At 63.9% G+C, this 16,832-nt stretch carries 13 protein-coding genes; 1 reads left to right on the plus strand and 12 read right to left on the minus strand.

All coding sequences use genetic code 11. The features are described 5' to 3' along the window. Positions 1-8 precede the first annotated feature (8 nt). From gatA to AACP59_RS06210, 7 genes are all read right to left on the minus strand, one after another. On the minus strand, positions 9-1,562 hold the full coding sequence (gene gatA / locus AACP59_RS06180; protein ID WP_339350321.1) for an Asp-tRNA(Asn)/Glu-tRNA(Gln) amidotransferase subunit GatA: 1,554 nt from the start codon (positions 1,560-1,562) through the stop codon (positions 9-11). An 8-nt stretch (positions 1,563-1,570) separates the two neighbouring features. Then, positions 1,571-1,867, minus strand: coding sequence for an Asp-tRNA(Asn)/Glu-tRNA(Gln) amidotransferase subunit GatC (gene gatC, locus AACP59_RS06185; RefSeq protein WP_297316002.1), 297 nt, complete (start codon positions 1,865-1,867; stop codon positions 1,571-1,573). A gap of 90 nt (positions 1,868-1,957) precedes the next feature. After that, on the minus strand, positions 1,958-2,902 hold the full coding sequence (locus AACP59_RS06190; protein WP_297316003.1) for an ABC transporter permease subunit: 945 nt from the start codon (positions 2,900-2,902) through the stop codon (positions 1,958-1,960). Continuing rightward, the gene (locus tag AACP59_RS06195; RefSeq protein WP_339350322.1) at positions 2,899-3,882 is read right to left on the minus strand and encodes an ATP-binding cassette domain-containing protein; all 984 of its coding nucleotides are present in this window, start codon (positions 3,880-3,882) and stop codon (positions 2,899-2,901) included. Before AACP59_RS06195 ends, AACP59_RS06190 begins: the two co-directional genes overlap by 4 nt. A 205-nt stretch (positions 3,883-4,087) precedes the next feature. After that, positions 4,088-4,816: a TrmH family RNA methyltransferase gene (locus AACP59_RS06200; protein WP_297316005.1), complete on the minus strand. Its 729-nt coding sequence runs from the start codon at positions 4,814-4,816 to the stop codon at positions 4,088-4,090. Beyond that, positions 4,813-5,556, minus strand: coding sequence for a type I phosphoribosyltransferase (locus AACP59_RS06205; protein WP_370465972.1), 744 nt, complete (start codon positions 5,554-5,556; stop codon positions 4,813-4,815). The genes AACP59_RS06200 and AACP59_RS06205 overlap by 4 nt, the downstream gene beginning before the upstream one ends. Positions 5,557-5,604: 48 nt before the next feature. Next, positions 5,605-6,966, minus strand: a complete 1,362-nt coding sequence (locus AACP59_RS06210) for a DNA recombination protein RmuC (protein WP_339350323.1) — start codon at positions 6,964-6,966, stop codon at positions 5,605-5,607. 202 nt (positions 6,967-7,168) lie between these two features. Here AACP59_RS06210 and AACP59_RS06215 point away from each other — a divergent pair, with 202 nt between their 5' ends. Then, positions 7,169-9,268: a P-type ATPase actuator domain-containing protein gene (locus AACP59_RS06215; protein WP_339350325.1), complete on the plus strand. Its 2,100-nt coding sequence runs from the start codon at positions 7,169-7,171 to the stop codon at positions 9,266-9,268. 68 nt (positions 9,269-9,336) lie between these two features. Here AACP59_RS06215 and clpB read toward each other — a convergent pair whose 3' ends face one another. The 5 genes from clpB to AACP59_RS06240 form a co-directional block, all read right to left on the minus strand. After that, the gene (gene clpB, locus AACP59_RS06220; protein WP_297316008.1) at positions 9,337-12,123 is read right to left on the minus strand and encodes an ATP-dependent chaperone ClpB; all 2,787 of its coding nucleotides are present in this window, start codon (positions 12,121-12,123) and stop codon (positions 9,337-9,339) included. A gap of 215 nt (positions 12,124-12,338) precedes the next feature. Continuing rightward, positions 12,339-13,154 (minus strand): fumarylacetoacetate hydrolase family protein, encoded by an 816-nt coding sequence (locus tag AACP59_RS06225; RefSeq protein ID WP_339350328.1) that lies wholly within the window; start codon positions 13,152-13,154, stop codon positions 12,339-12,341. A 93-nt stretch (positions 13,155-13,247) separates the two neighbouring features. Beyond that, on the minus strand, positions 13,248-14,054 hold the full coding sequence (locus AACP59_RS06230; RefSeq protein WP_297316010.1) for a YggS family pyridoxal phosphate-dependent enzyme: 807 nt from the start codon (positions 14,052-14,054) through the stop codon (positions 13,248-13,250). Positions 14,055-14,106: 52 nt separating this feature from the next. Further along, a complete protein-coding gene (gene gluQRS, locus AACP59_RS06235; RefSeq protein WP_297316011.1) occupies positions 14,107-15,135 on the minus strand; it encodes a tRNA glutamyl-Q(34) synthetase GluQRS in 1,029 nt (342 codons plus the stop codon). 28 nt (positions 15,136-15,163) lie between these two features. Then, positions 15,164-16,510 carry an amidohydrolase family protein gene (locus AACP59_RS06240; RefSeq protein WP_339350329.1) on the minus strand — a complete coding sequence of 449 codons (1,347 nt, stop codon included), beginning with the start codon at positions 16,508-16,510 and terminating at the stop codon, positions 15,164-15,166. Positions 16,511-16,832: the final 322 nt, after the last annotated feature.

Here is a 16,832-nt window from a genome sequence, read left to right on the forward strand (position 1 = left end):
TCCGATGCCTACTTGGTGGTTCCACTGACGTGGCCATCCAGCCAGGGGGCTTTCAGGTCCTTGAAGACCGGGCCTCCCCACTGCTCCTGGAGGGCCGCCTCCAAGGCCGCGGCAGGCTTGTACATGACCTCGTCGCGCATCTGGGGCGCGAAGAACTGGAAGCCCACGGGCAGACCGTCATCGCTGAGCCCGGCCGGGATGGACATGGCCGGTGTACCCGCCATGTTGGCGGGGATGGTGGCCACATCGTTCAGATACATGGCCAGGGGATCGTCCATCTTGTCACCGAACCTGAAGGCGGTGGTGGGCGAGGTGGGCGAGACCAGGACGTCGGCCTGCTCGAAGGCCTGCTCGAAGTCGCGGATGATCAGGGTGCGCACCTTCTGGGCCGACCCGTACCAGGCATCGTAGTAACCGGCGGAGAGGGCGTAGATGCCCAGGATGATGCGGCGCTTGACCTCGTCGCCGAAGCCGGCCTCACGGGTGGCCGACATCATGTTGGCCGCGGTCTGCTCGACCCCTGCCTGGGGCATGACCCGCAGGCCGTAACGCATGCCGTCGTACCGGGCCAGGTTGGATGAGACCTCCGAGGGCATGATGATGTAGTAGGCGGCCAGGGCATAGGGGAAGTGGGGGCAGGAGACCTCGACCACCTCGGCGCCCATACCCTCCAGGAGCTTGACACCCTCATTGAAGCGGGCCTCAACGCCGGGCTGATAGCCTTCGCCTCCCAGCTCCTTGACCAGGCCGACCTTCAGTCCCTTCAGGTCGCGCCTCATGCCCTCGCGGGCGGCGGAGGCCAGGGGCGGAACCGGCTTGGGGATTGAGGTGGAGTCGCGGTGGTCATAGCCGCCGATCAACTCCTGAAGGAGTGCGGCATCCAGGACGGACCGTGAGACCGGACCGATCTGGTCCAGGGAGGAGGCCATGGCGATGGCCCCGAAGCGGGAGACGCCGCCGTAGGTGGGCTTGACACCTACGGTGCCGGTCAGGGCGCCGGGCTGACGGATGGAACCGCCCGTATCGGTGCCCAGGGCCAAGGGCGCCTCGAAGGCCGCTACCGCGGAGGCGGAACCGCCGCCCGAACCACCGGGAACCCTATCGGTATCCCAAGGATTGTGGGTGGGTTTGTAGGCGGAGTGCTCGGTGGACGACCCCTGGGCGAACTCGTCCAGGTTGGTCTTACCCAGAATGGGCATGCCGGCGGCCTTGATCTTCTCGATGACCGTGGCATCGTAGGGCGGCACCCAGCCCTCGAGGATCTTGGAGGCGGCCGTGGTGGGGATTCCCTTGGTGACGATCATGTCCTTGATGGCGATGGGGACACCGGCCAGCTCGGGCAGGCCATCGGTATCGCCCGCGGCAAGCCGCTTGTCGAAGGCATCGGCCTGGTCCAGGGCCTGGTCACCGGAAACCCGGAGGAAGGCGTCGATACGGGGTTCGGCGGCCTCGATCAGGTCGAGCTGTGCCTGGACCAGTTCACGGCTGGAGACCTCCTTGGCCCGCAGCTGCCGGGCCATCTCGGTGGCGGATTCCTTCACCAATTCGTTTCTTGCGCTCATTGCTTCACTCACTCCTCACCCAGGATGCGCGGTGCCACGAACATGCCCGACTCGGTGGCGGGGGCACCCGACAGGGCCTCCTCCTGGGTCAGGGGCTGCTCAGCCTCATCGGGGCGCAGGTATGCCTCCAGGGGTATGGGGTTGGCTGTGGGAGGCACATCATCCCCGGCCACCTCCTGGACCTTGGCGATGGATTCGGCGATGACGTTGAGCTCGCCCTTGAGACGGTCCGCCTCATCATCGGTCAGAGCGATACGGGCCAGATCACCCAGATGCTTGATCTCTTCACGTGTAAAAGTTGGCATACCCATCATCATATTGGTGCTGTGTGACACGGAGGGGTCACCAAGCAGCAGACTTCCGGAAGCCGGTCAGGCCACCGTCCGGAGAACCGGTCAGTCGATGTCGATCCTCTTCATGACCAGGGTCCCCAGGGCGTAGAATACGGCGGTCCAGGCCACCATGATCAGACCCGCCTGCCACCAGAGCGGGACGAAGCCCACCTGGCCAGGCATGGGTTCGGTCTGCCCACTCAGAAAATAATCGAGCAGGTTCAACGGCAGGATGTTGCTCAGGCTCTGCACCCAGACGAAGTACCTGCTGACCGCCTGGATGATGCCGAAGAGCATGGGGGCGATCAGGACCAGTCCCAGAACCGTCATGACGCCGCCGACGGTCGACCTGCACATGGCTCCGATGCCCAGGGCCATGACCGCGAATACGGCCAGGAAGATGGGCCCGCCCAGGAGGTTCACCCAGGGGATGGATGCCTCGGAGGCCTTGAGTGGAATCCTGCCCGGGGCGGAGAGGATGATCTGTACCGAGGCCCAGGCCAGGAGGACGCCGATCTGGGAGGTGACCCAGGTCAGGACGGCCAGGCAGACAGCCTTGGCGGCCAGGACGGTACCACGTCGGGGATTGCTGGTCAGGGTGGCGTCGATGGAGGAGCTGCTGAACTCCGCGCTGATGCAGAGAACACCCATGATGCCGACGACGACGCTGGCCAGGGCCAGACCGGAGCCCGCGGCTACCCAATACTCCGACATGGCTATGGGAGCGGGGGTCTTCAGGGGCTTTCCGCTGGATTGGTCGATCGTACTCATGTACCTGAGACTCCAGGCCGAGGTGAGTGCGCCAAAGGGCTGGAGGACCAGGGCGATGAGGGTCATGATCCAGGTCGATGCGAGCGAGGTCAGCTTCAGCATCTCGCTGCGCAGGGACCGGAGGAAGGAGAGGTGAACCCGCGAAGGCGAGAGGTCCCTTCTGTTTCCGATGACGGCTGCACGGGTCCCGACCGCGGATCGGCCCCCTCTGGGGGCCTTGTGTGCCATGCGGCTCATTGTTCGACTCCCATCAGATTGTCGCCGATATGGGCGTTGGGGTCTACGGCCACCTGGGAACGGTATTCAATCTGCCCATGGGTGGCGCTCATGTAGGCCTCCTCCAGGGAGACCTTCTCCTGACGGAATTCATACATGACGACCTGCGCGTTGGCCAGGATGGTGGCCGTGGATGCCAGGGGTGCACCCTTGATGCGGAAAAGTGCGGCATCGGGCGGGCATGAGGAATCGGGACGCAACCGGGTGACCCGCATCCCCGCGGCCGTTGAGAGGGCGGACACGAGCCTGTCGGGCTGAGGGGTGACCACCTTGATGGAGTTGCGCGAGTGCTCCTGGATGAAGTGATCGACCGTGGTCCGCTCCATGACCCGTCCCTGGCCGATGATGACCAGATCGTCGGCGGTCAGAGCCACCTCACTCATCAGGTGGGAGCTGAGGAGGACCGCCTTACCCTGGGCGGCAATGGCCCGGCAGAGCTCGCGCACCCATTTGACCCCATCCGGATCCAGGCCGTTGATGGGCTCATCCAGGACCAGGTTCCTGGGATCCCCCAGAAGGGCCGCGGCTATGGAAAGCCTCTGACTCATGCCCAGGGAGAAGGAGCCGGCGTTCTTGTTCTTCACACTGGTCAGACCCACCATGTCAAGGACCTCGTCGACCCTCCGGGATGGAATTCCATTGGAATAGGCCAAAGAACGCAGATGGGAGTATGCGGAGCGGGCCTTATGAGCCGAACGGGGATTGAGCACCGCACCGACCGTGGTCATGGGTGATCCGAGCTTGGCGAAGGGTTGGCCGTCAATCAGGGCACGACCACTCTCCGGCTTGATCAGGGCCAGACAGACGCGCATGGTCGTGGACTTTCCGGCTCCGTTCGGTCCGAGGAAACCGGTGACGCGACCGTTCCGGGCCGTGAAAGTGACATCATTGATGGCCATTTTGCCGTGGAAGCTCTTCATCAGGTGCTCGACCTCAATCATGTGTTTGAGCTTATCAGTTCGTATGCCACCCGCAGGATGTCCGATACATCTTGTCCAGCATATGGGCGAGGCGGTCAGGGTCGGTCACTGATCATGGACGCATATGACGGTCCCGCGCAACCTCCCCCACCCGACTTCCGGCTCCTTGGAACCGAGCAGGGCGGTTTCCCACACGCAGAGGATCCGGCCACCCACAATCAGGAAATCAGGAGAGGCGACCGACCCCAGCACGCTGGGCGATCCAGGCATGCATGGCGACGGCGGCGGCAGCCCCGGCGTTGATGGAACGAACGGAACCGAACTGGGAGATATAGACCACATCATAGGCCAGGTCCAGGGCCTCCTGGGAGAGACCGGGGCCCTCGGCACCGAAGATCATCAGACAGCGGTCCGGAAAGTCATAGGTCTCGATGGGGACGGCACCCGGCACGTTGTCGATGGCTATCAGCCTGGGCGCAGGGGTCCCGGACCGACTGGCCTCCTCACGAAGGTCATCGGCCAGGGCGCTGATGCTGGGATGGTGGACCACATGCTGGTAGAGCTCGGTCATCAGGGCACCCTTGCGGTTCCACTTGTGGGGGCCGACGATATGGACCCGCCCGGCTGCGAAGGCATTGGCCGTGCGGACCATGGAGCCGATGTTGAAGTCGTGGGTCCAGTTCTCGACGGCCACCTCGAACCCGTGACGTCCGCGGCGGTCCAGGTCGACACGGATGGCCTCGACGGTCCAGTACCGGTAGCGGTCAAGCACGTTGCGGCGGTCCCCATGATCCAGGAGGTCGCTGTCGAAGCGGGGATCATAGGCGGCGGAATCCGGGTCGTCAGGTCGGGGCAGGTCTGGGTGCTCCAGGCTCCAGGGCCCTAGCCCCACCTGTCGGAAGGTGGGCTCCCCCGACTCCCTGGCCGCCCGGGTGATGGGATTGGGGTCCCTCATCGGTCCTGGTCCCCTCGCGGACTGAACTGCCCCTCATTAAAAACGCAGATGAAGGGCAGGCCGGTTCTGGAATCATCGACCGGGTCGACCACCTGGATGGTGGGCAATTCAGCATCGTGCCCGGGCATGCCGGTCCCGTCCGAATCGGCCGACCCGTCGGCCGGGGCGGTTTCCGGACCGAGACCTCCGACCAGCGAGGCGATGGCCAGGGGTTCGGCGCCCTGCCGCCGGATGATACTGCAGTCGAGACTGAGCTCGTTCCCCTTGCGGAGGGTGACCAGGGATGAGGTCTGCACATACGATTTCTGACTGAGCCAGGCATCCAGGAGGATGACCCGCTTCCCCTTGATGGAGGGGCCCTTGATGGAGGGGTAGACGAAGTCCATGACGAAGGCGTTCAGGGCCTGGCCCCGCGAAGCGGCTGCATGCAGCATGGCATCGGCCAGGGGAACGGCTGCAGCGGTCAGTGCACCCACGGCGTCGAAATCGTCGACCGAGTACCCGGCGTCCTCAAGCGCGTCCAGAAGGACGTGACCAGCCAACTCCGCACCCCGGTGGTCAAAGGTGACCCCGCTGAGTTCCGTGAAGGGACGACCATTGATCTCCTGGGCCAGGAGCTCCCTGAGCTGGTCGGCGGGCTCCATCATGCTTCGGGCGGCCTGATTCTGATCCAGGGCCAGATCGGGGGCCCCGGTCGGGCGGAAGGATCCGGTCCGTTCCGTCTCTGATGCCTTGTTCATGTCTACCAGCCTAACGCCGGTTACCAACGGACAGGCGGGCCTGCAGGGTCAGGCCTCATCGTCGGGATTGTCGGGCAGGATTTCCGGGGCGGTCAGCTCACGCAGGTTGGCCTTGTCGGAATCGATCATCTCCACCGGCTCGATGACCTTGGTCGGGTCCAGGTTCTGCAGCTTCCTGGCCGTGACCAGGACCCGGGATTCCAGGGAGGCTGCAAACCTGTTGTAGGCGGTGACCGTGTTGGTGATGCACTTGCCCAGCTTGTTGGCCTTGTCGCCCAGAACCACGAAACGATCGTAGAGCTCATGGGTCAGGGTGAAGAGGGTCTTGGCATCATCGGTGAGGTTCTGCTGCTGCCAGGCGTAGGCCACCGACTTGAGTACGGCCCAAAGGGTCACCGGGGAGGTCAGGGCCACCTTCTGGGCGAAGGCGTCATCCATCAGGGTCGGATCCACATCGAGGGCGGCCTGGAGGAGGGAGTCATTGGGGATGAAGGCCACAACGAAATCAGGGGCCGTATCGAAGGCGTTCCAGTACTCCTTGTCACCCAGGTTCTTGACATGATCGCGCAGGGCCTTGGCATGGGCCTTGAGGAGGTCGTCACGACGACGGAGCTCGTCATCCGACGCAGTGTCGGGAATCTCGCAGGCACGTTGATACTCCGAATAGGGTGCCTTGGCGTCGATGGGGATGGTCTTCCCGCCCGGCAGGTGGACCACCATATCGGGCCGCAGAACCTTGCCGTCCGGGGAGGTGACCACCACCTGGGTGTCAAAGTCCACATGCTCCAAGAGCCCGGCGGATTCGACGATGTTCTTGAGCTGGGCCTCACCCCAGGCCCCACGTACCTTGTTGTTGCGCAGGGCCGAAGCCAGGGAGCTGGTCTCTTTGTCGAGCCTGCCCTGCTGCTCCCCCAGGCTCTTGAGCTGCTGACCCAGGGAGCCCATTTCCTGCTTGCGGCCTTCCTCGATCTGGGAGACCTTCTGCTGGAGAGCATCCAGGTTCTTCTGGACCGGGGCCAGGGCCGAAAGGACCTTGCTCTCCTCCTCCAGGGCTTCGGCCTGCCTGCGCCGCCTCTCCTCCTCCTGAGCCTGGACGCGACGACGCTCCTGATCCAAGCGGACCTGCTCGGCCTGCTGGGCCTGGGCCAGCTGGGACTTGACATAGGCCAGCTCCTGGCTGAGCCCATCAACCCTGGTCCGGTACTCCACCATGGCCGATTCCGACTCACGCAGTTCCTGTCGGGACTCCTCCAACTGCGAGCGCAGGCCATCCACCTCCCCACCCCGGCGGGACAGGGAGGTCTGCCGACCCCTGGCCCCGCCAAGGACATAACCGACCGCCCCTCCCGAAATCAGACCGATCAGCAGAATCAGGGCAAGAAGGACTGCGGAACCTGTAGACTCGAACACATGTTCTAGTAAACCCCATATCATGGACCCACGGCGCGGCGGGGCTCACAAACCGCAATGTCGGTGCCGTAATACGTTTATTCGGCAAGGAATGGTGAGTTGGGAATTATTCTCAACGTAAAAGAGGGCAGAATAGACGTATCGGTGACTCGAATCCGCCCAAAGGCATCCGAATCACATAGACCATGACGAAGGAGACCCGGTGGGTATCGATATCTTCCTGGCGATAGTCGATCTTGTCGTAGCCTGTGCCGCGACCTGGTTCATCATCTGGTTCTTCCTCATGCCCTCCGGCACCCCGGCCGCCCAGCAGAGAACGGGTGAAGACGAAGACGAGGAACCGGCACGTGACACCTGGACCGACATGGGGCACCGGATCGACGGACTGGATGCCGAGCGCCACCATCTGATCCGCCTGGCCATAACCGGCCTCATCCTGACCGCCCCCGTGCTGGTTCTGGACCTGTTCGACCGATTTGCACCCGATGCCCTCCCCTCCTGGCTGACCAGCCCCTGGATCCAGGCCATCCTGATCACCCCGGTCCTCTTCTACTGCGGCCGTGGAATCATCCTGGACGGATGGAACGCCATGAAGAAGCGGCGGTGCACGCCCAACCTCCTGGCCACCCTGGCAACCGGCATCGCCTACCTGTACAGCCTGGCCACCTGCGTGGCCGGTTCCCTCCTGCCGGAGGGTTCCCGGTCCCCATACTTCGACGTCGTGGGCGTGGTCATCAGCCTCCTGCTCCTGGCTCGGATCCTGGAGGTCAGGACCCACTCCTTCCTGGCGCGGTCCTATGAGTTCCTTGCCCGTACCCAACCCGGATCCGGCAGACTGGTCGACCAGGCGGAACTCCGAGGGAAGGGGGATGAGCCCGGTCGGGAGTCCTGGTCCAGCCTGACCGGGCGGCAGGTGGCCCAGGACGATATCGCCGCCGGCAACCTGCTCCTGACCAGGCAGGGCGAGCGCCTGGCGGCCGATGGACAGGTGGTGGCCGGATTCGCCTCCGTCGACGAGCACGAGCTGACCGGCACGGCGGCCCCCCTCAGCTATGGACCTGGAGACCACGTACTGGCCTCCACGAAGCTGGTCGAGGGGAACCTGGTCATCAAGGTCGAGGCGGCCGGCGGCGACACCTATGTGTCCAAGCTCATGCAGATCATCCCCGATGCCCTGACAGGACGATCCCCCGCCATGCACACCGTCGACAGGAGAATCCATACCTCCATCGCATGCATCCTGATTGCGGCCGTCTGGACATTGATGGTCTGGCTCCTCTTCGGATCCCAGCCCATCCTGGCCCATGCAGTCGCCAGCACCTTCTGCGTCCTGGCCATCGCCAGCCCGACGGCCGCCGCCATGGCCATACCCCTGGCCTTCCGGACAACCCTGAACACCGGGATACAGAACGGGGTCCTCTTCACCTCGCCCGGGTCCATGAGCAGGCTGAGCCGGGTGGCGGCCGTGGCTATGGATGATTCGGCTCTGGTGGACCGTTCGGACCCCTCCGACCGGACCCAGGTCGACGAGGAAGCCTTGATTCGGGCATCCACCCATCTGCGCTCCCTGAAGGTCACGAGCCTGGTCCTGGACGGCACCAAGACCGAAGCCGGGGCGGCACAGGGGCGGGGTGCCGGGGCACATATCGAACGGGCAGCCCGGGTTGCCGGCGTGGACATGCTGGTCACCCAACTGACGGATGCACGCAAGGCCTACTGCCTGGAACGGCTGATTCACGACCTGGGGAAACGGCCGGACGACCTCCGCTCGGACGGAAGCGAGGATACAGGACGCACCCCCGATCCGGACAGGCTGGTGGCCATGGCCGCCGGCAGCCGCAACCAGCCCGAGGCCATGGAACGTGCCCAGGTCCGCATCACCTTCGGAACCTTGCCGGAGCAGACGTCGGACCAAGTTTCGGAACCCGACCTGATCCTGCGCAACGGGGACCTGGACGGTATCGCCCGGGCCATTGAGCTGAGCCGGACCACGAAGCGGATCGTCAGACAGAACCTGACCTGGTCAACCGTCTACAACATCGTGGCCCTGGTCATTGCCTCCGGCGTTCTCTACCCGCTCTTCGGTTGGATGCTCAACCCGATGATCGCTCCGGTGGCCGCTGCCATCGCCGCCATCCTCCCCATGGTGAACGCCCATCGTCTGCACCGTCTCCACCGCCTTCGCCGCCGTTGGAGGGGCCTGGCCCAGATCGATACCGATTACCTGCCCACGGTGGCGGCCCGTCGCCCCCGAATCATCGTCGACAGTCAGTGGAGCCCTGGTTCCACCCGCGGCCGCTGATTGGGCATGAAACAGGCCGGCATCCCGTGTGGAGTCACGGGATGCCGGCCTGTTGTCCGGTTACCGGATCAGTCATCGGACACGGGGGCCTGGCCTTCGTCAGGGGCCGCGTGCCTACCATGGCCACTCTTCCCGGCACCGCGGTCAGTGTCTGAGGCCGCATCACCATCGGCGGTGACATTATCGACGCTCACCTCATCGTCCACCAGGGTGTCGGTGGGCCAGGCGGTCAGCTCCAGGTGTTCGCCACCGGTCTGATCCACCAGGACGGTGTCGCCGTCGTGGACCTTGCCGGCCAGAAGCATCCGGGCCAGCTGGTCACCGACCTCGGTCTGGACCAGCCTGCGCAGGGGCCGGGCGCCGAAGGCCGGGTCGTAGCCCATGTTGGCCAGCCACTCCCGGGCCGAGTCGGACACATCCAGGGTGATTCGGCGGTCGGTCAGACGCTGGGCCACCTGCCTGACCTGAATATCGACGATGCCACCAAGCTCGTCACGGGTCAGGGGGTTGAAGATGACCAGTTCGTCCAGCCTGTTCAGGAACTCGGGCTTGAAGTTGGCCTGGACCGCGTCCATGACCGCCTTCCGCTTGGCATCCTGGTCCAGCTCGTCCTTGATCAGGAACTGGGAGCCCAGGTTCGAAGTCATGATCAGGATCGTGTTCTTGAAGTCCACGGTCCTGCCCTGGCCGTCGGTCAGGCGACCGTCATCCAGCACCTGGAGGAGGATGTCGAAGACCTCGGGGTTGGCCTTCTCCACCTCGTCGAAGAGGACCACCGAGTAAGGCCTGCGGCGGACCGCCTCGGTCAGTTGACCACCCTCCTCGTACCCGACGTAGCCGGGGGCCGCGCCGATCAGACGGGAGACCGAAGCCTTCTCCATATACTCGGACATGTCGATGCGGACCATGGCCTTCTCATCGTCGAAGAGGAAGTCGGCCAGGGCCTTGGCCAGCTCGGTCTTGCCTACACCCGTGGGCCCCAGGAACATGAAGGAACCGGTGGGACGGTCGGGGTCTGATATACCGGCACGCGAGCGCCGAACGGCATCGGAGACCGCGCGGATGGCCTCCTTCTGGCCGATCACCCGCTTGCCCAGATAGTCCTCCATATGCAGGAGCTTCTCGTTCTCTCCCTCCATGAGCCGGCCCACGGGGATGCCGGTCCAGTCCGAAACGATCTCGGCCACCGAGTCCGCATCCACATGGTCGGGGACCATGGGTTCGCGGGCGGAGCCGCCGGTCATGTCGGCCCCGTCGGGCTCAGACCCCTGCTCGGCGGCCTGCTTGGCCTTGTCGGCCTCGTTTTCCGCCTCGGCCAGTTCCTTGCGGATACCTGGAATCTCACCGTAGAGGATCTTGGATGCCTTTTCCAGATCACCCTCGCGGGTGGCCTTGTCGGCCTCGACCCGCTTGGCATCCAGCTGGGCACGAAGGTCGCCGACCTTGTTGTGCCCCGCCTTCTCCTGGTCCCAGCGTGCCTTGAGGCCACCCAGCTTCTCGCGTGAGTTGGCCAGCTCGCCCTGGATCTTCTCCAGACGGTCCTTGGAGGCCGGATCATCGGCCTTCTTGAGCTGCATCTCCTCCATCTCCAGGCGGGTGACCTTCCGCTGAAGCTCGTCGATCTCCTCGGGCTGGGAGTCCAACTCCATCCGCAGATGGGCCGCGGCCTCGTCGACCAGGTCAATGGCCTTGTCGGGAAGCTGGCGACCGGAGATGTACCGGTTCGACAGGGTGGCCGCAGCCACCAGGGCATCGTCGCCGATGGTCACCTTGTGGTGGGCCTCATACCGCTGCTTCAATCCACGTAGGATCGCTACGGTATCCTCGACCGAGGGCTCACCCACGAAGACCTGCTGGAACCGACGCTCCAGGGCGGGGTCCTTCTCGATGTTCTCGCGGTACTCGTCCAGGGTGGTGGCCCCGATCAGACGGAGTTCACCCCTGGCCAGCATGGGCTTGAGCATGTTGCCCGCATCCATGGAGCCCTCGCTGGCGCCGGCACCGACGATGGTATGAATCTCGTCGATGAAGGTGATGATCTGGCCATTGGCGCTCTTGATCTCGTTCAGGACGGCCTTGAGGCGTTCCTCGAACTCGCCCCGGTACTTGCTGCCGGCCACCATGGAACTCAGGTCCAGGGAGATCAGCTTCTTCCCCTCCAGTGTGGTGGGGACATCGCCGGCCACGATCCTCTGGGCCAGCCCCTCGACCACGGCCGTCTTGCCCACACCGGGCTCACCGATAAGGACGGGGTTGTTCTTGGTGCGCCGCGACAGGATCTGTATGACGCGTCGAATCTCCTGGTCCCTGCCGATGACGGGGTCCAGCTTGCCCTCCTTGGCTTGGGCGGTCAAGTCGGTGGAGTACTTCTCCAGGGCCTTGTAGGTCCCCTCGGCATCAGGGCTGGTCACCTTGGCCCCGCCCCGCACATCCGGCGTGGCCTTACGCAGGGCCTCGGGGGTCAGACCTGCCTGACGCAGGATATCGGCAGCCTGGCTGGGACCCACGGCGATGGCGATGAGCAGATGCTCGGTGGAGACATACTCGTCCCCCATCTCCTGCATCTCCTTCTCCGCCTGGCTGATCGCCATGCTGAGCTGCCGGCTGGCCTGAGGCTGGGAGGCCGTCGATCCGCTGGCCGAAGGCAGGGCGACCAGGGCGTTGCGGACGGCCGCACCGACCTGCTGTCTGTCGCCGCCGGCGGCCTGGATCAAACCACCGACCACACCGGACTGCTGCCTCAAGAGGGAGTCCAGAAGGTGGAGTACATCCACCTGGGGGTTCCCCGCCGCCGAAGCGGACTGAATGGCATCTCCTATGGCCTCCTGGGCCATGGTGGTGAAGTTCTCTTCCATACGTATCCTCCAACAATCTTCCGCACGGCCCGCCGGAACCGTTCGGTCGAGTCATGCTACGGTTATATCTGGTATGACCAACATGCAGAAGGGGATGCTTATTCCCAAAACTTGAGCCCCGCAGACTCAAGTTTACTGAGGAGAGAACAGGTTAAGAGAACAAGGCCCTCACCGACCGGCCAAGGGCCTTGTTGTCCTTCGGAAACGACCGCTCTTTATTCGTCGATGACCACGTTGCGCAGGTCGCCGATGCCTTCCACATGAACCGTGGCCTCGTCCCGCCCCTGCAAGGAACCGGAGGCATGCGGGGTGCCAGTCATGATCACGTCGCCGGGGAGCAGGGTGGCGAAGCTGGAGATGAAGGCAATCTGTTCGGGGATGGAGTGGATCAGGTCGGCCGTGGTGCCGCTGGCCTCGGGCACCTCCTCACCATTGAGTCTGAAGGAGATCTTCGCATCCCGGTAGTCCAGATCGGTCTCGATCCAGGGGCCCAGGGGGCAGGCGGTGTCGAAGCCCTTGCAACGGGTCCACATGGGATCGTCCTGCTGAAGATCGCGCAGGGTCACATCATTGACGCAGGTGTATCCAAGCACGTAATCCATGGCCTCGGCCTGGCTGACCTTGCGGGCGATCCGCCCAATGACCACGGCCACCTCGGGCTCATAGTTCATGTCCTTGCTGTAGGAGGGCTTGACGATGGGATCGTCGGGACCGATGACCGAGGTGGAGGGCTTCATGAAGAGCACGAGGCGCTCCGGCGGCTCCGGGCTGGAGGACTGGCCCTTCTCGGCCATGTAGGCGGCATGGGCCCGGTAGTTCTTGGCCGCACCGTAAATCTTGGAGGGGATGACCGGTGCCAGCAAACGCACTTTCTCGTCATCAAGGGCGTACCGCTGACCCGTGGGCTCAACCTGCTGCCCGGTCAGCGGGTACCCGCTCAACTCAACCAGATAATCCTTGCCGTCCTGCTCGTCCTCCTGGACGAAGGCGTAGCGGGGGGTGCCATTGATGGAAAAACGTGCGATTCTCATAGGGAACAGTCTAGCCCCTGGAAGGGTCCACCGACAGGCGGAACCACCGGGAAGGCGGGAAGCCCATGGCTGGGAGAGCTCCCGCACCCTCACTCAGATGAAGGCCCGCGGACCGAAGATGGCGGTACCCACACGAACAATCGTCGACCCCTCGGCCACGGCATAATCCATGTCGCCGGTCATCCCCATGGAGAGTTGGGTACAGGAACCGGTTCCGGACTCCCCCGAGGACCGGATGGTGTCGCGCAGACCACGCAGGTGGCTGAATCCCCGACGGATCACCGTCTCATCATCCACATGGGCCCCGATGGTCATGAGCCCATCCAACCGGATGCCCTCCATGTCGGCCAGCTCATAGGCCAGGTCCAGGGCACGGTCGGGGCCGCAACCCGACTTGGCCTCCTCACCGGACTCGTTGACCTCCAGGAGGATACCCTCGACCAGGCCCCTGGCCAGGGCACGGGAGGCCAGCTTCCGGGCCAGATCGAGACCATCGACCGATTCGACCGTGTCCACATAGGGCAGGACCTTGTTGATCTTGTTGGATTGGAGCTGACCGATCAGGTGGAACCCCGCAACCCTCGATTCGGCCGGGTCGCCACCGAGCCGCAATCCCCGCTCCCGGCAAGCCTCAATCAGCCCATCGGCCTTGGCCGTGACCTCCTGGGGGCGGTTCTCGCCGATCAGGCGAACACCAGCGTCAATGGCCGCCATGATCTCACCCACATCACGGGTCTTGGTGGCAGCCAGGAGGGTGACCGACCCCTCCTGCCGACCAGACCTCTGCTCGGATCGGGCTATGCGCTCCATGACGCGGTTGATCCCGTCCTGTATCTGCACGGCCCGTTCCTGGCTGATGCTCTGATTGGCCAGATCCTTGTGATCCATGTAGGCGACCATGACCGTCCCTCCTCGAATCCGGAACCCGTCTCAGATTATGGTAGTCGGCGGCTCATACCTCAGACCGCGACAAGAACTCCTCCGGGTCCAATCGACGGTCCTGCCTCTTGGATGCCAGGATGTTCCACGTGAAACCGTGGAGCAGCTCCTGGGGGTGGGCCGGACGGGGACGGTCCAGAAGGCCAAGAAGCCAGCCGCAGACCCCAATCACCTGCCGTGCCTGCCAGCCATGTTCCTTGAGTGAACCCATATCCGGCGAACCGAACCGTTTGGACATCCGTCGGCCATCCATGCCGTCGATCAACGGAAGATGGACATATTCCACATCAGGCGGGTCCGGTTGGAGATGGGCCCGTATCCATGACTGAATGGCTGTTGACCGCAGCAGGTCACGCCCGCGCACGACCTGGTTGACCCCCATGGCCAGGTCGTCCACACTGACCGCCAGCTGATAGGAGAACAACCCATCCGAGCGTCTGATGACCACGTCGCCCACCTCCTCCGGCAGGTTGAAGGATTGGGTGCCGAAGACCCGATCATCGAATCGACGGATTGCTTCGGCATCCTCAGGACGGGAGGGAACGGCGATACGGAGACTGTGCCGTCGCCCCTGACTCAGCCGTTCACGGACGACGGAACCGGGCAGCCCGTGGCAGGTGCCGGGGTAGATGGTGAAGCCGTCCCCCTCATTGGGGGCCGAAGCCGCACGGATATCGGCCCGCGAGCAAAAACAGGGATAGACCAGGGGCTGCCCATCGGGCAGGTGCTGCCTCTCAAGTCTCTGCAGTGCCCGCTCGTAGTCCTGCCCCCGCTCGGACTGGTAGACGACAGGCCCGTCCCAGTCCAGCCCCAGCCAATCCAGGTCGTCCATGATCCACCTGTCGGCGTCGGGAACCACCCTGGGCCCGTCGATGTCTTCGATCCGCAACCGCAGAATCCCCGAGGGACCCTGAGACCTGACACCCAGCCAGGCCGCCAGGCAGGCATAGACGTTACCCAGATGCATCCGTCCGGTCGGCGAGGGTGCCATCCGCCCCACAGTGTCGATTCGCCCTTCCTTCCGGGTCAACCCACCTGCCATCCTCCACCCCTGCCGGGGATTGCACCCCTCAGAACGTGTCGAGCAGGCGGTCGATGTCATCGAAGTGCCTGACTTCAGGATGCCAGAGCGGACGACCACGGACGATGACCAGCCTGGGATTGGCCAGGGTCCGCAGATCCTTGGCCGGGTCCTTGTCCAGGACGATCAGATCGGCATCCTTGCCCACGGCCACGGAACCGGTCACGTCATCAAAGCCCAGATTCTTCGCGTTGACCTGAGTACCGGCGTGGAAGGCCTGAGCCGGGGTAAAGCCCGCGTAGCGCACCATATAGTCCATTTCGCGCCAGGTGCCGTACTGGGGAACGAAGGTCATGCCGGTATCGGTGCCGACCCCGACCGATATCCCGTTCTCATGGGCCTGCCTGGCCCCTTTGATCATACCGTCGACGACCAACTCGGAATTGCTCCGCACAATGTCGGTCACCCCCAGCTCCTCCTGGCCGAGCTTGACCAGAGGCAGACCAGCGCAGAGAGTGGGGTCCAGACCCGAGAAGCCCCTGAGCGATCGCGGATTATCCAGGAAGAGACCGATCATCTCATCGTCCAAGGCGCTTCCATGCTCAATGGTGTCCACGCCGGCCTTCAGGGCCGCCTTGACTCCCTCCGGGCTCTGTGCATGGGCGGCGACCAACACTCCGAACTCATGGGCCTCGTCGCAGACCGCGGTCATCTCCTCCAGGGTCATCTGAGGGGTGCCGGCCTCCCCCACCTTGGTGGCATCGGTCACCCCACCGGTGGCGGCCACCTTGATGGCATTGACACCATGGTCCAGGTTGATGCGGGTGTTGTGCCGCGCCTCCTCAGGTGAGGAGGACGAAAGGGCGATGAAGGGGTCACCGTGTCCGCCGGGAATGGCCAGGAGGGGGCCGGCGGCCAATATGCGGGGCCCCATCAGCTCATCCGCATCGATCCGGTCCCGCAGGCGGACCGACTCATATCCCACGTCACCCAGGGTGCGAATCGTGGTGACGCCGGAGTTGAGCAGGGCGGAGACGTTGGACTTGATCCGAACATCCATCAGGACACGACCAGCAGGGCCATGCATGACCTTCATGGCGGCATCGACCACTCGCGGCGAGATGTCGCCCCCACCCGACAGGGGCTTCCCATCGGCGAAGAGGTGGACATGGGCGTTGATGAGCCCGGGGGCCACCACCTTGCCGGTGGCATCAATGTGATGGTAACCGGATGGAACAAAGGCCAACCGGGTGGGGCATACCTGTTCGATGCGTCCATCGGCGGAGACCAGGATGGACATGTCATCCTCAATGGTCCCTATCCCATCCCCCGATGCGATGCTGGCATGTTCCAGCACAAACGGCTCGCGTTCTTTCCTGCCTTGAAGACGCCCCATGGTCTACCTGCTTTCTCTGCTTCTGTGCACCACGACAAGGAATCCGGTTATAGGTTCATAGTATCCTCAGCAGGCTCTGCCGTCCAAGCATGGCCCATACCCACGACCCTCAGGGTTCACCTCACCGGATGCCCGTCATCGCACCAGCTCAGACCGATGTGCGGGAAGGCGTTCATCCTGGCCGCGCCGGCGCCGACCAAGGCGTACCCCTAATCCTGGAAATTCTGAGTGAGACGCCCGGTCACACACCGGATTCCGAAAGGTCCTCTCCCCGCTCTCGGATAGAAAGAGAAGCGGAAACCGCTTTTATTGACTGAACAGT

It is taken from the genome of Bifidobacterium indicum (genome assembly GCF_036987015.1).
Lineage (GTDB): Bacteria > Actinomycetota > Actinomycetes > Actinomycetales > Bifidobacteriaceae > Bombiscardovia > Bombiscardovia indica.